19 protein-coding genes are annotated in these 17,087 nt (G+C 66.6%); 8 read left to right on the forward strand and 11 right to left on the reverse strand.

Translation table 11 applies throughout. The annotated features are described in order from the left end of the window. Positions 1-95: 95 nt before the first annotated feature. The 5 genes from BJ970_RS36140 (at position 96) to BJ970_RS36160 (ending at position 2,884) form a co-directional block, all read left to right on the forward strand. Positions 96-1,004 carry a hypothetical protein gene (locus BJ970_RS36140; RefSeq protein ID WP_184732950.1) on the forward strand — a complete coding sequence of 303 codons (909 nt, stop codon included), beginning with the start codon at positions 96-98 and terminating at the stop codon, positions 1,002-1,004. A gap of 28 nt (positions 1,005-1,032) precedes the next feature. Further along, entirely contained in the window at positions 1,033-1,218 is a 186-nt protein-coding gene (locus tag BJ970_RS36145) for a hypothetical protein (RefSeq protein WP_184732952.1), read from the forward strand. Beyond that, positions 1,215-1,700 (forward strand): hypothetical protein, encoded by a 486-nt coding sequence (locus BJ970_RS36150; RefSeq protein WP_184732954.1) that lies wholly within the window; start codon positions 1,215-1,217, stop codon positions 1,698-1,700. Before BJ970_RS36145 ends, BJ970_RS36150 begins: the two co-directional genes overlap by 4 nt. Positions 1,701-2,157: 457 nt before the next feature. Continuing rightward, complete coding sequence (locus tag BJ970_RS36155) at positions 2,158-2,613, forward strand: hypothetical protein (protein WP_184732956.1); 456 nt, start codon at positions 2,158-2,160, stop codon at positions 2,611-2,613. Then, positions 2,606-2,884 (forward strand): hypothetical protein, encoded by a 279-nt coding sequence (locus BJ970_RS36160; RefSeq protein ID WP_184732958.1) that lies wholly within the window; start codon positions 2,606-2,608, stop codon positions 2,882-2,884. Before BJ970_RS36155 ends, BJ970_RS36160 begins: the two co-directional genes overlap by 8 nt. A gap of 108 nt (positions 2,885-2,992) precedes the next feature. On the opposite strand, the gene BJ970_RS36165 is transcribed toward BJ970_RS36160, so the two are convergent. From BJ970_RS36165 to BJ970_RS36190, 6 genes are all read right to left on the reverse strand, one after another. Then, complete coding sequence (locus tag BJ970_RS36165) at positions 2,993-3,409, reverse strand: Imm1 family immunity protein (RefSeq protein ID WP_184732960.1); 417 nt, start codon at positions 3,407-3,409, stop codon at positions 2,993-2,995. Continuing rightward, entirely contained in the window at positions 3,406-4,224 is an 819-nt protein-coding gene (locus BJ970_RS36170; RefSeq protein ID WP_184732962.1) for a DddA-like double-stranded DNA deaminase toxin, read from the reverse strand. Before BJ970_RS36170 ends, BJ970_RS36165 begins: the two co-directional genes overlap by 4 nt. A 96-nt stretch (positions 4,225-4,320) precedes the next feature. After that, a complete protein-coding gene (locus tag BJ970_RS36175) occupies positions 4,321-5,139 on the reverse strand; it encodes a protein kinase family protein (RefSeq protein WP_184732964.1) in 819 nt (272 codons plus the stop codon). Positions 5,140-5,211: 72 nt separating this feature from the next. After that, on the reverse strand, positions 5,212-5,355 hold the full coding sequence (locus tag BJ970_RS36180; protein WP_184721980.1) for a hypothetical protein: 144 nt from the start codon (positions 5,353-5,355) through the stop codon (positions 5,212-5,214). Continuing rightward, the gene (locus BJ970_RS36185) at positions 5,352-6,320 is read right to left on the reverse strand and encodes a radical SAM protein (RefSeq protein ID WP_221468587.1); all 969 of its coding nucleotides are present in this window, start codon (positions 6,318-6,320) and stop codon (positions 5,352-5,354) included. The genes BJ970_RS36180 and BJ970_RS36185 overlap by 4 nt, the downstream gene beginning before the upstream one ends. A 204-nt stretch (positions 6,321-6,524) precedes the next feature. After that, on the reverse strand, positions 6,525-6,791 hold the full coding sequence (locus BJ970_RS36190; protein ID WP_184732966.1) for a hypothetical protein: 267 nt from the start codon (positions 6,789-6,791) through the stop codon (positions 6,525-6,527). Positions 6,792-7,050: 259 nt separating this feature from the next. Here BJ970_RS36190 and BJ970_RS36195 point away from each other — a divergent pair, with 259 nt between their 5' ends. The 3 genes from BJ970_RS36195 to BJ970_RS36205 all read left to right on the forward strand — a co-directional run bounded on the left by BJ970_RS36195 (position 7,051) and on the right by BJ970_RS36205 (position 10,076). Next, positions 7,051-7,248 carry a DUF397 domain-containing protein gene (locus tag BJ970_RS36195; RefSeq protein WP_184732968.1) on the forward strand — a complete coding sequence of 66 codons (198 nt, stop codon included), beginning with the start codon at positions 7,051-7,053 and terminating at the stop codon, positions 7,246-7,248. 316 nt (positions 7,249-7,564) lie between these two features. Further along, positions 7,565-8,866: an MFS transporter gene (locus BJ970_RS36200; protein ID WP_184732970.1), complete on the forward strand. Its 1,302-nt coding sequence runs from the start codon at positions 7,565-7,567 to the stop codon at positions 8,864-8,866. A 277-nt stretch (positions 8,867-9,143) separates the two neighbouring features. Further along, on the forward strand, positions 9,144-10,076 hold the full coding sequence (locus BJ970_RS36205; protein WP_312864651.1) for a LysR family transcriptional regulator: 933 nt from the start codon (positions 9,144-9,146) through the stop codon (positions 10,074-10,076). Here the strand turns inward: BJ970_RS36205 and BJ970_RS36210 are convergent. From BJ970_RS36210 to BJ970_RS36225, 5 genes are all read right to left on the reverse strand, one after another. Then, a complete protein-coding gene (locus BJ970_RS36210; protein ID WP_184732974.1) occupies positions 10,065-11,177 on the reverse strand; it encodes an Mrp/NBP35 family ATP-binding protein in 1,113 nt (370 codons plus the stop codon). The genes BJ970_RS36205 and BJ970_RS36210 overlap by 12 nt on opposite strands. 233 nt (positions 11,178-11,410) lie before the next feature. Beyond that, positions 11,411-14,248: a molybdopterin-dependent oxidoreductase gene (locus BJ970_RS36215; protein ID WP_184732976.1), complete on the reverse strand. Its 2,838-nt coding sequence runs from the start codon at positions 14,246-14,248 to the stop codon at positions 11,411-11,413. A 19-nt stretch (positions 14,249-14,267) separates the two neighbouring features. After that, positions 14,268-15,200: an NrfD/PsrC family molybdoenzyme membrane anchor subunit gene (gene nrfD / locus BJ970_RS37465; RefSeq protein WP_221468588.1), complete on the reverse strand. Its 933-nt coding sequence runs from the start codon at positions 15,198-15,200 to the stop codon at positions 14,268-14,270. Further along, positions 15,181-15,732: a 4Fe-4S dicluster domain-containing protein gene (locus BJ970_RS37470; RefSeq protein ID WP_221468589.1), complete on the reverse strand. Its 552-nt coding sequence runs from the start codon at positions 15,730-15,732 to the stop codon at positions 15,181-15,183. Before BJ970_RS37470 ends, nrfD begins: the two co-directional genes overlap by 20 nt. 291 nt (positions 15,733-16,023) lie before the next feature. Next, a complete protein-coding gene (locus tag BJ970_RS36225; protein ID WP_184732978.1) occupies positions 16,024-17,067 on the reverse strand; it encodes a terpene synthase family protein in 1,044 nt (347 codons plus the stop codon). Between the last annotated feature and the right edge of the window lie 20 nt (positions 17,068-17,087).

Here is a 17,087-nt window from a genome sequence, read left to right on the forward strand (position 1 = left end):
GTTGCCGCAGCGGTCGTGGACGCACCTGTGACCTGCGGTTTACCGCGAAACTTACCGTCACCGGGGCCAGCCTCGGTAGCTTTCTCGACAAACGAGTGCTGCGCAATCCCAACGGCACCGCGGCGATCACCGACCCCAGCGAAGACTGCATCTACAGTGACCGAACCCTGCGCGGGATCATGCGGGCGATGGTTCTGGACAACCTCAGCCAGGACGGGTTCATGCTGCCGTTGGACCTGCCTGCAACCGAGACCGGCACCGCGACCCGCACCTACTACGGCTACGAATTGACGACCGTGTGGGAACGCATGCAGGATCTCACCAACGTCATCGACGGGCCGGAGTTTGACTTCCAGCCGTATTTCGTCTCCGGCACCAACATGGTCCGCTGGCAGATGCTCATCGGCGGCCCACTGCTGGGCAACCAGCAAACCACGGCCGTGTGGGACTACGGCGGCGCGCTCGGCTCCATTGACGTCGATGTCAACGGCTCGACTTCACCGGCCGCCCGGGTATGGGTCAAAGGATCGGGAACCGACCGCAGCCTCCTGACCGGCTACGCCGAAGACACATCGTTGGTACAGCAGGGATTCCCGCCGATCGACTACGTAGACAGCGAACACACCTCCGCTACCGAGCAGTCCACGCTGGAGGACTATGCGGACGCCGACCTGGCCGCGTTCCGATTTCCCACCGAACAGTGGACCTGCTCTGTGCGGATCGACGGTGCCCGCTTCCAGGAAACCGGCGTGGAGATCTCGCCCGCGCTGGGGAACTGGCAACTGGGCGACGCACCCACCTTCTACGTTTCCGGGCACCCGTGGCTCCCGGACGGCGGTTACCGACGCCGCATCATCGGCTTCTCCGGTGACGGCCCCGAGCACGTGAAGCTGAAATTCGACGAGACCAGCCAATCCGCAACACCTACCCCGCCCGGATCTCACGGGCTCAACGGTCGCTTGGAACGGCTGGAACGCCAGGTCTCCGAGCTGTCCCGCTCCTGAGCACCCGCGCCTGGGGAGGTGACGGCGGATGTTGCCCACCGGCCTGGCGCAAGCCGTCGTCGTGCTCGTGTGCGCCGTGTGGGCCGCGAACTTCGTGGCCCCGTTTTTCGTGCCGGGCTACGTATCTGATCCGCAGCTCAACCTCGTGTTCATGAGCATCGTCGGCGGCGCTCTGGCGTTGAGCCGAAGCCGCAGACGGGACGGTGACCAATGACGGTGGCATACCTGCTGAATTCCGTCGCCTGGTCGTTGGCCGGATTCCTGCTCGGCCTGCTCCTGGGACAGCTCGGCCGCGCAGTTCAGGATCTCGAAGAAGTGGTGGCAGTGACACACAAAACGACCCCGCCCAGCAGGCGGAGACGACCGTTGCTGACCTGGGAACGCGCAGCCGGGATCGTGGCGGTGCTCTCGGCCGTCACCCTCGTCACGGCCGCGACGTCGGCCTACCAACTCCAGCAGAAAACCGAGTTCCAAACCCGCTACAACGTGGCGCTGCGAAACCTGCTGGAAAGCCGCACCCAGGCCAACCAGCGAGTGCGCGACGCGCAGGCCGAGTTCATCGCCGCGCTGGCCGCGCCCAACCTCAACCCGCGTGACCCCGCGCTGCGTACGGCGCTGGACCGCTACCACGCCGCACTGGAAGCCGACCGCGCCGAGCATGCCCGCGTGCCCGTGCCCGAAGCCCCCGACTGTTAGCGAGGTGATCGCATGGCATGGCGCGTCGCCCGCTCGCTCGACGTTCTACTGAACCAGCTCAACGCCCGTTTCCCCAATCGTTCCAAGGTTTCCGATGGCTCGATCGGAGACGCCGCGCACGCTAGCACCGACAGCGACCACAACCCGTGGTACGGCCCCGGCATCGTCACGGCACGCGATTTCACGCACGATCCCAACGCCAGGGTGGACATTGGCCGGCTGTCCGACGAGCTGGTCGCCTCCCGTGACCCGCGGATCAAATACATCATCGCCAGCGGCCTGATCCTGGATACCCGGCCGCAGTACAGCCCGTGGCGCTGGGTCCGCTACACCGGCAGCAACCCCCACACCAAGCACCTGCACCTGTCCGTGATGGACAGCCCCATCTGCGATGACACTCGGCCGTGGAACCTGCCCATGCTCGGCGGCACCACGACCCCGGGCACCGGAGGACGACTTGCAACCCGACGAACGCGCCGCCCTGTTCACAATCCAAAACGAACTGCTCGGCCCCCGAGGGCCGCAGGGGCAGATCCAAGGCTGGGGCACCACCAACGGACCCCGCACGGTCGTGGCGATGCTCGTGGATCTCGTCAACGCCGCATACGCGCCGATCCGCAGCGCGGTGCAGAACTCCGACTACGAAGCCCCGCCACGTCAGTACCTCGCCAACGCTGACGCCTACGGCTACAACGCCGCCCAGCAGCTCGGTGCGCTCCTGGCAGCGTTCGATGCGCTGGCCGACGCCTACGCACAGCACCGCGACACCGATGCGGCAGGCATCAAGGCAGCCGTGCGAGAAGCACTCCAGGAAGGCGTAGTCAGCGTTGACGTCAACATCTCGGGTCGTGCCCCGGACAACACGGTTGCCGACGACCGCGCCCAACTCGAACAGGAGGCGAGCCATGAGTGAGCACACGAGCCCGTCCGAGCCGATGCTGAGTCAGGTCGAGCCGGCCGCAGTGGCGGAAGGTGCCCGCATGGTTCTCGGGACGTTCGTGGCGCTTGGCTGGATCACCATCGACAGCACCACCATCAACGCGATCATCACCGGCGTGAGCGCGGTCGCCTCCGTGGCGCTGACGATCTGGACCCGCCGCCGCGTTACCCCGGCTGCCCGCCCACGCGACGCCGACAGGACAGCCCTCGTACCTGCGCCGCCATCGACCAGACTCGCCGAGTGAGGGACGCTCGGCGACCCGCCCTGTATTAGCTGCGCCGGGCATACGAAACGCCCCCGGTCTCCCGCGTTGTGCTCGCTTCGCGGGGAGACCGGGGGCGTTCTCTACGTGTTAGCGCGCCGCGATCCACTCAACACACGTCGGGCGCTCGCCAGTGCGTACGTACTCGGCGACGGCCCGTAGTACGAGCTCGATCGGCACCTCCGTGTGCGCGTCCATCGGCGTGTGGTGAAGCCCGCCTAGCCAGTAGTCGATCGGCTCCGCATTGGTTCCGTTCGCCGGAACCATCGGCGGTTGATCCTGCCAGGCGAGCGCGCCCGTCTCGGAGTCGCGAACGCCCACCGACAACGCCGGTTGCTCGTACCACGGAAGATCATCGCGGAGGTTCGACAACGTCCACGACCAAGGACAGCCGAGCTCCGGATCTTGGCTCAGTTGCCGAATTGCGTCGACCAGATCAACATCCGGCGGAAGCTGCCGAACATCGATGTCGTTGCTCCGTAGCAGATCGCTCGTACTCGCCGTCATGATCCCTTCCCGTGGTAGGTGTGGCTGAACGGTTTCCCGTCGGCCGTCGTTCCGTGCACGGTCATCGAGCGCCCCCGTGGCAAGAACCGTTCAAGCATGTCATGGCATCCCCGTGTCTGCCCCGGCTCCGAACCACACGGGGCGTGGTTGATCACGACTTCCTGATGTTGATCACCGGTCCGGGTCATCATCGCCGCGATCTTCATTTCGACGTGCCGTCGCAGGTCAAGCGGGCGGCGAACGCCGATCTCCTGTAGGCGTTGGTCGACCATGTCCGAGAATCCGTCAGCCCCGGACTGAACCCGCGTCGGGAGCCCGTTCACACGGACGTAGCCGACCGTCGGCGAGCCCGCGCCACGCTGCACACGTGGCGGTAAGCCTTCGTCGACCGCCCACGCCGCCGCCGCTGGGTACTCCGACCCGTCGACACCGACAGCGTTCGGCGGAGGCTTCGGCGCGGCTGGGCGCTCCGGTTGCGGCGGCGTGTTCCCGGCGGCCGAGCTCGCCCCCGCACCGATGCTCCGGCGATACTGCTCGATCCGTTCCCGCACCGCCGCCAACATCCGCCGTGCCTCCGTCAGCGTCTCGATCGCCCATTCCTGCGTCTGGACTGCCTCGGCCGCCTCCGGGTCGGTGGAACCCGTGAACGCCCAAACGAGCGCGTCTCGCCCCTCCTCCCACGCTGTGAGTGCTTGGTCCATCTGGGGGAGCGCCACGTCGAGTTTGCCGACGGCGTTCGCTAACCCCTGGTCGACCTCTTCCAACGCAGACATGAGCCCCCGATCGTTGCCGCGTTCGCCGGTCGGCGCGATCATGCCGGGCGCCCCCGACACCCCGTTTCAAGATCAACCCCTGCGGGTATCGCCGGCGATAGGGGATCATGCCTCTGAACTGTGAAAACAGGATCGGGATCAGCGGCGCGAGACGCCCCGTCGGCTCTCGGACCATGCGCGGGCGGTCGCCGCCATCGTCGTTGCCCACGGGCTGGGGTGATCCCGATCAATCTCGTTCCACATGTTCATGTTCGCGTGGGCGAACACGGCAACATGCTCAGGATCAGCGACGGCATAGGCGGGAAGTCGTGCCGCGATCGCTTCGGCCTGCGCAATGCTGTGTCCACGGGCCATGAGTCGCAGCAGCCAGAATGCCGGGTCGGTCCAGGATTGCGCCGGGGTCGCCCATGCCCAGTCGATCAGCCACGCCTGTCCTTGTGAGATCAGGATGTTGTCCGGCACCCAGTCCGTGTGGGTAAGTGCCGACCCGGCAAAAATCTTCGCGTCGGCAGGATCATCGACGTAGGTCCGCATGCGCGTTTCTATGGGCTTCCACGGACCAGGACCAGCCGGGATCTCAATGGCGCTCAAAACGCCCATGAGATCAACCACCAGATCAATGTCAGGTGAGCCCGGCTGGTAGTGCGCCGACCGGCCGTCAATATGCTCGAAACCGTTGACTTTCCAACCGTTTTCGTCGAACCAAAACAGCAGTTCCGGGGAAATCCCCTTGACCAGCGGCGCGGCGGCGGCCTCACGAGCCTGAGTGATGACCATCCGGTGATCAGACGGCAAGCCCTTCGCGAATACCCGGCCGTTGCGGGTCTCCAGCACGGCGGCTAGCGGCGAGTTCTGCCCGTCAGTCACGGCGCGTCCCGCAATGATCGGCCCCGTCCGGGCACTGATCGACTCGATGAGAGAGCCGGGAAAGTCGGCCCACTGGATACGTTTTGCCAACGGTGGTCCCTGCTGAATAGGGCGGGCGGCCCGGCATGATCACCGGGTCGCCAGCAGCGGTTGGTCACTCGATCACTGGTAGGGGGCGTCGCTGGATGAGCTGCACGCGCACATCGTCATGAGACCATCGGTTTCCCCGGTGAGTTCCACGGCGTCCGGGTCCAGCATGTCGGACTCCGGCGGAGCCGGGAGCAGTTCGACGGCAACAGCGGTCATGATTCACCTCCTTTCGCGCTCAGCGGGCCACTACTGCCGTGCTGGCAGTAGGTCTCTAGGGGTGCCTGTGCCTGCCGGTAGAGATTCGCCAGCGGCATACACGTCCCGCAAGATTTTTGAAGGGTGCAGCCCGAGCACCCGCCGTGACGGGTGGTGAGCCGGTCGCCGATCACGGCGAGCTTCCGGAGACCTTCCACACCCTCTTCGAGCAGGTTCACCTGCGCTTCCCGGCCGACCTTGCAGATGCTGGCCATCCCGTGGGGGTCGGCGTGGAAGTGCGTGATCCCCGCGTTGCACCCGGTGTAGGGGTCGTGCCTGCGCAACACCTCGTTCGCCTGGCTGGGGAGCACTTCGCCCGTGCCGTGAATAGTCGGCGTGATGTTGGTGTACTCGAATGACGGGATGCCGTAGCGGTCGGCTATCGCCGTCATCTCGTTGCGCTCATGCGCGTTGTGCCTGCTCACAACGATATTGATCCGCATTTTGAGCCCGGCCTCATGGGCGGCTTCAAGCCCGCGCATGAACCTCTTGAACGCCCCCCTGCTCCGGGTCATCCCGTCGTAGGACTCCTCCGTCGCCCCGTAGAGGCTGAGCGTCAGCCGGTACGGCCGGTAGGTTCTCAGAAGGTCGAGTGTCTTCCCCTGATACAAGCGCGACCCGTTGGACGAGATCTGGATCATCATCCCCAGCCCGTACGCGTAGGCGAGCGTTTCCGCGAACAGGGGATCGATCAGCGGCTCACCTCCGGTGAGCTGAAGCCAGAGAACCCCGGCCTTGGCCATGATGTCCAGGAGCCGTTCACGGTCGCGCCATTCCATGCCCGCAAACAGCTTCTCACCGAGATAGCAGTGATCACAGTCGTAGTTGCACCCGAGGCTGAGTTCGTAGCTGGCGCGGGCGTAACCGTACGGGGTATCCGGGCGCACCATGATCGTGTCCCCGGCCGCCTTCCCGGCCACGTCCACGCCCCACAGAGCATGGGCGGACTGGCCAGCCAGCCAGGCACCGGATCAGTGGTGGCGGCGTCCCGCAGCTCCGCGTACTTGTTTACGCCGAGCTTGATCCCTCCCTCCTGGCCAGGACTGACGACCAGGTGACCCACCGGGATAAGGGCTAGCGATGAGTTCGTACACGGTCCTGCCTCCAATGTGTCCACGGACGTTCCTCGTTCAGAGCCCGGATACGTAGGATTGAATCGCTGTGCGAACCCGGTCCTCATAGCCGATGAGATCGGCCGTGTCCTGCTTGGCCTGCGCAAGCAGGCCCAACGTTTCGGTAATGCGGCCGCCAGGATCGGTAATACCGTGAGTGCGCATCTTGAAGTGGATGTAGTGCCGTTCGAACTTGTCCTCGATCTCCATGAGCGGACCGACGATCTCGCTGAGGATTTCCTCGGGTATGGCCGTAAGTTCGGCCTTGAACTCTTCGACGTTCATTCGACTCGCGTGCTTCTCTGTTGAGGGTTACCGGACAGGCATGACGTGCACGGTGCGCGACGGCTCCGGCATGGCGGGCGGTTGATGGGCGCTCGCCGCGTGGTTGATGAGCTGGATACGACGCAACCGCTTCCGCGTGTGGCCGAGCCGGACGAGCGCCCGCCAGGCCGTTACGCCCGCGTGTTTGGTTCGATAGCTGAAGACGGGAGCACCCAGCACAGGTGAAGCCGGTTGCGACCACAGGTCGCTCGTCGGCCCCGTGCCGCACTCGGGCGCTCAGTGGTTTAAGCGCAGCCGTTCGCAGACGCAGGACGCCTGCGTTGAAGCGGCGCTCATCCCCGGCTTCGCTGGTGTCCAGGACACCAAAGACCCGGAGCGCAAAGACCGCCTGGTCTTCAGCTCCAAGCAGTGGGCCACCTTCATCGAGAATGTGAAGGCCGGTAACGCGGACCTCTGAGTTCGCTCCACACAAGAGAAGCGCCCGCCCCCGATAGCAGAGGAATCGGGGGTGGGCGCTTTCTTGTAGAGCGGGTGGCCACCCGAGAGGGCAGCGTACCGAGCGCGGGTGACCATCGCTCTCCTTGACTCGCTGCGACACGAAAACCCGCCCGGCCGAAGTGCCAAGGCGTGGGGGTGAACTGTGGGGGAAGTGTGTGCACTGAAGCCCTAGAACGGTCGGAACCTGACGCAGTGTGACGGAGCCTGACGCAGCTTGACTAGTGATCGTCGCAGGTGAGAAGCTGTTTCCGCTCAAAACACCAGCGCACAGCGCCGTGGGTCAACAGTGGTACGACTTCGCCCTCTACGGGGCGGCGTCCGCGCTCATCTTCGGGCCGCTGTTCTTCCCGCAGCAGAGCTCGGTCGGCGGAACCCTCGCGTCTTTCGCGATTTTCGCCGTCGCGTTCTTCGTGCGACCACTCGGCGGGCTGATCGCCGCGCACGTCGGCGACCGGATCGGCCGCAAACCCATCCTGGTCTTCACCGTCACGCTCATGGGCGTGGCCACGGTCGCGGTCGGTCTGCCGCCCACCTACGAGTCGATCGGCATCTGGGCGCCGATCCTGCTCGTACTCACCCGCCTGCTGCAAGGCATCGGAGCCGGCGCCGAGTTCGCCGGAGCGGTCACCGCGGTCGCGGAGTACGTGCCGCGGAATCGACGCGGCTTCTACACGTCGTTCTCCCAGGCATCCGTCGGTCTGGCCTTCGTGCTGTCCACCGGCTTGTTCAGCCTCCTGGCCGCGATCCCCCGCGACGCCCTGCCGGGCGGCGCCTGGCGAATCCCGTTCATTGCCAGCATTGCCATCTTCGGCGTCGCCATCTTCATCCGTCGCCGTGTCGAGGAGACCCCCGAATTCGTTGAGGTAAAGACAAAAATCGGCATGGAGACGACGGAGCCGCAGAAGATCCCACTGCTGCGCGCGATCAAGGAAAGTCCGCCCGAGCTGATCGTCGGCATCCTGTGCGGATCCGGCCTGAACGTGGCCGGCTACCTCGTCAACACGTTCTCGCTGAGCTACGTTAAGAACACGCTTGAGATGTCCGCCACGGTGGCGACACTCGGCGTCGTCGTGGCGACCGGCGCCAGCGTCGTCACCGTGCCGCTGTTCGGCCTCCTCGCGGATCGTTTCGGGCGCTGGCCGGTCCTGCTGGGCGGCGCCGTCTTCACCGCGCTCTACATGCCGTTCTACTTCCTGCTTCTCGACACCCGGCAGGCCGGCCTCGTGCTGATGGCCATGGGAATCGCCTACGGCGTCGGACAAAGCGCGATGCCCGGTTCCCAAGGAGCGTTCCTCTCCGAACTCTTCGCGACTCGCTATCGGTTCACCGCGATCGCGGCGTCCCGTGAGATCAATGTGATGATCCTCGGCGGCACCACCCCGTTCATCGCCACTGCCCTCGTGGCCGCGAGCAACGGCTCGCCCTGGCTCGTCGTGCTCTTCGTCGTGGCCTGCCAAGTCCGGACGATCGCCTCGGTGCTTCTCATGCGGACGACCAGGAACCATGACGCGGAGAACGCCGCGAGCAATGCGGAACCGCGGAACTCAGTCCCGGTCACGGGGCCCGCGGGCGAGTAAGCCAAGTGTCGTCGAGACAAATGTGCACAATGCGGGCATTTAGGGTGCGCGGGTGAGGTGGGAAAGCTCGGCGAGCCGTCCGGACCTCGACCGCCGCATGCTCACCGACCGCACCTTCCGTGACGTCGACTGGGTCAGCAGCGCGGAATGACCGACCATGCGTTTGTGCGGCAGCTCGCCGAGTCCCGCATCAGCCGCGCGAGTCCCGAGGTCGTCGTCGAGTCGATCGGGCACTCGAAGGTGTCCAACACGGCTTGCGGCTCGTAGGATGCGCGATGTGGCACCGCTGTCGCCCCGGATGCCGGAGATCGGCGCGCTCGAAATGCTGCTCAGCGTCGCACGGCTAGGGAGCTTGAACCGTGCGGCCAAGGAACACGGTATCTCGCAGCCCGCGGTGAGCTCCCGGATCCGCTATATGGAGCGACTGGTCGGGGTGCCGCTGTTGGAGCGTTCCACCTCCGGTTCACGGTTGACCCCGGCCGGCGCGCTCGTCGCGGACTGGGCCCGCGACATCGTGGAGTCCGCGGCGGTCCTGGACGCGGGGATCAGCGCGTTGCGGGAGAAGCGTGCGCACGAACTGGGTGTCGCGGCGAGCATGACCGCGGCGGAGTACCTGGTGCCCGGCTGGCTGGTCGTGCTGCACGAACAGGCGCCGGAGCTCAAGGTGTCGTTGCGGCTCGCCAATTCGGCCGAAGTGGCCAGGTTGGTACTCGGCGGCGAGGTGGACCTCGGATTCGTCGAGGGCCCGTCGGTGCCCGAGGGACTGGACAGCCAGGACGTGGCCGCCGACCGGCTGGAGGTGGTGGTGGCGCCCAGCCACCCCTGGAGTCGTCGGCGCACCCCGGTACCGGCGGCGGAACTGGTCGCGACCCCGTTGATCCAGCGGGAACCGGGCTCCGGCACGCGGTACACGCTGGAGCGGGTGCTCGCCGCCTTCGGACCGCTGGCACCGCCGCTGCTGGAGGCGTCCTCGACGACCGCCGTCCGTTCTGCCGCCGCGGCGGGGGTGGCACCGGCGGTGATCAGCTCGCTCGCCGTGGCCGGGGACCTCGTGGAGCGTCGGCTGGTCGCAGTCCCGGTCGAGGGCATCGACATGCGGCGGGTGATCCGCGCGGTGTGGCGGTCCGGCCATCAGCTGTTGGGACCGGTGCGGGACCTGGTCGGGGTGGCGACGCGGTCCCGGCGCGCCGGCCGTCGCTCACACTACTGACAGCGGCAGCGGCACCCCCGCGAGGCCGCGCCGCACCACGGGAAGTTCCGCCGCGAGTTTCGCCATAGTCGTCGCGGACGGCGCATCGGGATCGCGCGCCACCACGGGAATCCCGGCGTCGCCCGCTTCGCGCATGGCGATATCCAGCGGCACCTGCGCGAGCAACGGCACGTCGAGCTGCTCCGCGAGTCGGTGGCCGCCGCCGGCGCCGAACAGGGGTGTGGCGGCACCGCACGACCCGCACACGAGCTCGGACATGTTCTCCACGACACCGGCGATCGGCATCCGCTGGTCGCGCGCCATCCGGCCGACGCGGGCGGCGACGGTCTGCGCGGCGGGCTGCGGCGTGGTCACTGCCAGCAGCGCGGCCTGCGGCACCAGTTCCAGCAGCGACAGCGCCACGTCGCCGGTGCCCGGCGGCAGGTCCAGCAGCAGCACGTCGAGATCGTCCCAGTGCACGTCCACCAGGAACTGCTCCAACGCCTTGTGCAGCATGGGTCCACGCCACACCACGGGTTCAGTGTCCTCGACGAAGAACCCGACCGACATCAACCGCACGCCGTGAGCCTCGACCGGCAGCATGATCCCGTTCAAGGCGACCGGATTGCGCCGCACGCCGAACAGGTGCGGGATCGAGTAGCCCCACACATCGGCGTCGAGCACGCCGACGCGCTGTCCCGACCGAGCCAGGGCGACCGCGAGGTTCGCCGTCACGCTGGACTTGCCGACGCCGCCTTTGCCGCTGGCCACGGCGTAGACCCGGGTCTGCTCGGGGAGTCCGCGCGGCCGCGCGCCGCGGAGGTCGCGCGCCAGCACCATGCGTTCCCGCTCCGACATGGAGCTGAAACCGACCTCGACCGCGATAGCGCCGGCGGCGGTCGCGGCCGTGGTGATGGCTTCTCGAAGTGACTCGCGCAGCGGGCATCCCGAGGTCGTCAGGGCGATGTCGATGCGCGCTCGGCCCCGGCGGTCCACCTCGACGTCGCGGACCATGCCCAGCTCGGCGAGTCCGCGATGCAGTTCCGGGTCCTGCACGGCACCGACCGCGGCGCGCACCAACTGGCTGTCCGTGTGGCGTTCTGCCTTGTGTTTCAACAACATCGGCTTACCTTCCTAGGGTCTGTCTTATAAGCGGCGTAAGCCGCTTGCGGTGTGGGATTCCGCTTGCACCGCCTGCCCACAGGGTCCTAAACGGCTCAGACGTCGTCTGGCGAGGACAGCCCCAGCGCCGCGTATTGGGCATTACGTAAGTCGGGGATCCCGGAGTCCCAGGCGGCGTCTGAGGTTCCGCTACCCCCACCCGCTACGCAAACCAACTTTGAACACCTATAATGTCAGACGCGGAAGGCTCGGCGTACCGGTGGTACTGGCCTCATCAGGAACTCTGGTCGGCGCTGGCCGTTGGGGCCAAGCGTGGCACGGGTTTTGGCCAGCCATTCCCGGTACACCTCGCGGGAACGCCGAGTGTCGACGTAGACGTCGCCGTAGCGGTCTTCTGGGCGGGCCGGGCTCAGGCTGATCTTCTGCAGCCAGCAGTGCATGCCCGACCACGGGTCCGGTTGCACCCCGAAAGCGAGGTTCTGGTGCACGCCGGGGTCCTGCCAGTGGATGCGTGAGGAGTCCGGATCATCGGAGTCGAACGGTGCGATTCCCGTCTTGTGCCGCAGCAGGAAGGTGTGCTCCCCGTGCGGGTGGGACAGCTCGACCATGCCGGCGACCCACCGGCTGCCTTCGCCGGGGTGCAGGCGCCAACGTCCCATGTGGTGCGATAGAGCGCACACGCCCGGCCGGATCCCCTCGGTCACCCAGACCCGGCAGACGAAGTAGCCGATCCCGGTGCCGATGCGCACCAGATCGCCGGTGCCGACCCCGTGGCGTCCGGCGTCGGCCGAGTTCAGCCACAACGGGTGGGTGTTGCTGATCTCGTTGAGGTACTTGGCGTTCCCGGACCGGGTGTGGATCAGCGTCGGCAGCCGGAAGGTCGGCACCAGCACGAGCTCGCCGGCCGCGATGTCGATCTCACCGTAAGCGACGTGCGACCGGATGTATCCCGGGGTGGCGTGTTCGGGCCAGCCCCAGTCGCGCATCGTCGTCGAGTACACCTCTAGCTTGCGCGACGGGGTGAGCCATCCGGCGGTGACCGAACCGTCGTCGTGCCGCACGCCGACGGAACCGGCCTCACCGACCACCGGAGGCGCGGACTCCAGCGTCACCGGCCGCCGGAACACCCCGTCCTCGTCGGCTTGCGCACCGTGCAGGTCGGCGTCGGTGAGCTCCCGTTCGTCCTGGCGGTACACGTCGTGGTCGATTTCCACGACGCCGTAGCGCCGCATGTACTCCAGCGGCGTCATGCCCTGCTCTGCGGCCTTCTCCGGCAGGCCCGGCACCTGGTTCTCGAACACCCAGCGGTAGTACTCGTCGACGGTGATCTTCTCGCCCGGCCGGTACGGCGACTCGAAGTGCTTGCGGATGCCCAGCGCGTTGTCCGGATCGATGCGCCAGGACAGCTCGAACCAGAACTCGTTCTCCTCCCACACCTCGCCGGGGTTGGCGTCCCGGGTGTCGGTGTAGTCGCGGCCGAGTCGATCCATCGCGACCCGGCGCACCGGTTGGCGAAAGCCCAGCCAACGGCCCGCGTGGGTCTCGTAGGAGTGCGTGTCATGACGCTCCGCACCGTGCCCCATGGGCAGCACGTAGTCGGCGAACTCCGCGGTTTCCGACCAGGTCGGGGTCAGCGCGACGTGCAGGCCGACCTTGTCCGGGTCGGTGAGCTGCTGCATCCAGGTGAAGCCGTCGGGGTTGGTCCAGATCGGGTTGTAGACGCGGGAGAAGTAGACATCCAGGCGACCGCGGCCTTCGGCGAGGAAGTGCGGTAGCAGGATGGACATCTCATTGGTGGACAACGGGTATTCGCGGGGCCAGGTCAGCTCGTTCCAGTGGTCGTGCGGCGCGGGCATCGCCGGCCCGTGCGGGATGAGCTTGTTCCAGCCGTTGGGGCTCGTTCCGCCCTTCGCGCCGATGCTGCCGGTCAGCGCGAGGACGAACCACAGCGCGCGTGCGACCTGCCAGCCGCCAAGATTGCCGGCGCACGCCGAACGCCAGATGTGTGAGGCCAGCCGGCCGCCGCACGCGGCCACGGTCTCCGCTATCTCGGCGATCTTGGCTGCCGGGACGCGCGCTTCCTGGGCGGCGAAATCGAAGGTGTATTCGGCGTAGTCGGACTCCAGGCGGTCGAGGAAGGTCCCGAAGTCCGACGGCGCGTCGGGGTGCAGTTCGCGCAGGTAGGTCTTCCAGTTGAACCAGCGTCGAAGGAAGGCCTCGTCGACCTGGCGGGTGCGCAGCAGGTGTGCGGCCACCGCCAGCAGGATGGCGGCTTCACTGCCCGGCCACGGCGCCAGCCAGGTGTCGGCGTGCGAGGCGGTGTTGGACATCCGCGGGTCCAGCACGATCAGCTTCGCGCCGCCCTGCTTGCCCTCCATGATCCGCTGGGCGTGCGGATTGAAGTAGTGCCCGGTTTCCAGGTGTGAGGACAGCAGGAGGATCACGTTGGCGTTGGCGTAATCCGGCGACGGGCGGTCGTAACCGGCCCACAACGTCATGCCGAACCGCGCGCCGGACGAGCAGATGTTGGTGTGGCTGTTGTGCCCGTCGACGCCCCAGGCGTTCAGGAATCGCTCGGCGAATCCGTCCTCGCCGGGCCGCCCGACGTGGTACATCACCTCTTCGTGGCGATTCTCCAGGATGGCTTGCCGAATCCGGGCGGCGATGTCGTCGAGCGCCTCGTCCCAGCCGACCCGCTGCCACTGCCCGGCGCCGCGGTCACCGGTGCGCTTGAGCGGGTGCAGGATTCGCTCGGGATCGTTGAGCTGGTTGATCGTCGCCGGTCCCTTGGCGCAGTTGCGACCGCGTGAGCCGGGATGCGCCGGGTTGCCTTCGAGCTTCTTGATGGACAGATCGTCCTTGTCGACGTAGGCGAGCAGGCCACAGGCGCTTTCGCAGTTGAAGCAGGTGGTGGGGACCAGCGTGTAGGCGTGGGGCACTTTTCGCGGATGCGCCTTGGCGTCGTACTCGACGTGGTCGTCCCAGGTCGACACCGGCGGGAAGTTGCGCAGATGCTCGTGGTTCCGCGCGCCGGGCAGCACCGGTTCGGAGCGCGGTTGCTCGTCGTGCATGGGCGATTCCTCTCCCGATTCAGGACAGCGGAACGTCTTGGGCGGCGCGCACGAAAACGCTCTCGTAGGCCAGCAGCGCGGCTTGGACCACGACACCCGCCAGCACCGGGAGCATTACGGACGTGCCCTGCCACCCGGTTGCGGCCGCCACCGCGGCGACGATGGCGAGCGCGACGCCACCAGCCCAGAACACGCGTGCGTAACGGCCGTGGGTGACCATGTGCGCGGCAGCCTGGGAATTGCGGGTCGGGTGCCGGCCCAAGTACTCCAGCAGCAGCATCGCCACGTGCAGCAGGGTGCTGATCGCAAGGCTGCGGGCGACGAGCGCAACCGACTCGCCGGACGGGTCGAGGAAGGCGAAGAGCAGCAGCGCACCGGCACCGACCATCACGGCCTGCACGATGAGGTGCCAGAACAGCAGCGGGGACTGCCACAGGTCGCGCCCTTCGGCCTGGCCGAACAGGAATCCGGTGTAGCCGGCGGTCAACGCCGCTGCCGGTACCACCGCCCAGGCCAGCGGGTCCAGCACCACCTCGGCGGTCTGCGTGCTGACTACCCCCGCGGCGGTCAGCACGCCCATGCACAGCCAGGCGGTCGCGATGGCGGCGAACACGCCCAGCACCACTGCGCCCCAGACCAGCCACGATGTCGGGTTGGGCTTCAGCAGCAGGTACAGGAACCGCTTGGGCTGCTTGAGGTCCCAGACCAGCAGAACCCCGGTTACGGCCACGCCGACGACACCGAGCGCCGGCGCGACGACCGTGCCCAGCAGGCCAAGGTCGACCCCGAGAAACCGCGCCAGCGCCGCGACCAGCAGTGCGCCGGCACCGAACGCCTTGGTCCACAGGTAGGTCGTCACTCGCCACCCCCACGGGCGAGGGTGCGCCGTGTTCAGCGTGGTGCGGGCGCGGCTGACCGGGTCGACGGGCAGGTCAGACGGCCCGGTCGGCACCCAGGTAGAAGACGTTCGGACCGGTGTTCTGCTCGGGTGCCCGCACCTGGACGGGATTCTCGTTGACCAGCCTGGCGATTCCGCTGCCGGAATCGTCCAGATCGCCCACCCAGATCGAGTGCGTCGGGCACACCACGACGCACGCCGGTTCCAGGCCCTCGTCGACCCGGTGGGCGCAGAAGTTGCACTTGGCGGCCGTGTGGGTGTCCTCGTCGATGTAGATCGCGTCGTACGGGCACGCCTGCATGCAGCCCTTGCAGCCGATGCACCGTGCCCGGTCGAAGTCGACGATGCCGTCGTCGCGTTTGAACAACGCTTTCGTCGGGCAGATCCGCACGCACGGCGCGTCCGTGCAGTGGTTACACCGCATCACGCCGAAATCCCTCGTGGTGGCCGGGAAATCGCCGGACTCGACGTACTTGACCCAGGTGCGGAACTGGCCGACCGGCACCTCGTGCTCGGTCTTACACGCGACGGTGCAGGCGTGGCACCCGATGCAGGTCCGCTGATCGATGGCGAAGCCGTAACGCACGCCGTCCTCCTCACCAATGTCGGCGATGGAAAGCAATCGCGGTCGGTCGAACGAGGACTGTCGGCGCACCAATACCGCTGGGCGTCCGAGGACCTGTCCAGATCAGACCGTAGATTGGGACGGCCGCATCGACATCAAAGACCGTTGTTGAGGGGTATTGAGTGATCTTTGAACCGAAGCGTGTACGGACCTGGCGTGAGGCATTGCCAATCACGAGTGAGTTGTTGATGTTTGTCGTTGGCGAACTTTTTTTACCGCGCGGTCGCCAGGGTGCGCAGCGCCTGACCGTCGTTATAGCTGCGCGTTGACCCCGGGAAACTGGGTGTGGGTGGGGAACAGCCGGAGTTCGCCGGAGAGTACGCCGTTCCATTGGAACCTGGGACCGTGGTAGCGGGGTGTCAGATAGCTCCACCGCTGGTTGGCGGCACCGATCGCCTGGAGAGCGTCCAGGTACATCCGCACTTCTTCCCGTTTCCCGAGCTCGGTGGCCATGATCTCGTCATATTGTTTCAGGACCCGTTCCTGCCGGTCGTTGATCAGCGTGGCGACCGCCGCAAGAGCATCATTCAAAGACAGTCCCTGGTTTCGGCGGAGCAGGCAGACCAAGTTGGTGTGGTCGCCCCGGAAGCATTCCTTGCGGAAGGAAAGCAGGTCGTTGGGCAGGATCCAGTGTTCGGCTATGAGCCGCTCATATTCCTTGATCAGCCCGTTGGAGCGAATCTCGGATGGCAGGTCGAGTTCCAGGACGTATTCGGCGAAAACCATGAAGCTGGACGGTCCCGCGCTGTCCACGCGCAACCGAAGGTATGCCTGGAGCGGGTCCTCGTCGGTGGCGTCCGGAGCGTCCAGCTCGGCGACGAGCCCACGGACCTGCCAGGTGCTCATGGCCTCGACCATGCGCTGGAAGAACTCCGGCGTTGTTCGTCCCCTGATCCGATCGACCAGTTCGCGGATCACCTCTGGCGGCCATCGATGTGTGCGCGTTGGCTCGCCGACCACTAGTCTCCACAGATCCTCAACGTACTCGGCGCCGCGCTGCTTGCGGAGGTTCTCCGGCGCGTCGGGGTCGGTCACAATCCGGGTGAACTGGTCATCGACCATGAACCACCAGGTGGACAGGTTGCAGATATCGAGGAGCCGACCCCGGTCCGCTCTCGGGTAACCGGTGCACACCAGGGTGCTGCCCAGCATGTCCAACGTGGCCTGTGCCCATTCGGTGTCACCGGGGCACAGATCCTGCACAACCCACTGCTCATTGCGTTGGATGAGTTCGTAGTAGTCGGGATGGAAATCGCAGGAGAAGCGCTGTGCGATCGCCGGAAGGCTGGCGCGCATGCCCGGGACAAGTCCCGGAC

The sequence above is a fragment of the Saccharopolyspora phatthalungensis genome, from assembly GCF_014203395.1.
Lineage (GTDB): Bacteria > Actinomycetota > Actinomycetes > Mycobacteriales > Pseudonocardiaceae > Saccharopolyspora > Saccharopolyspora phatthalungensis.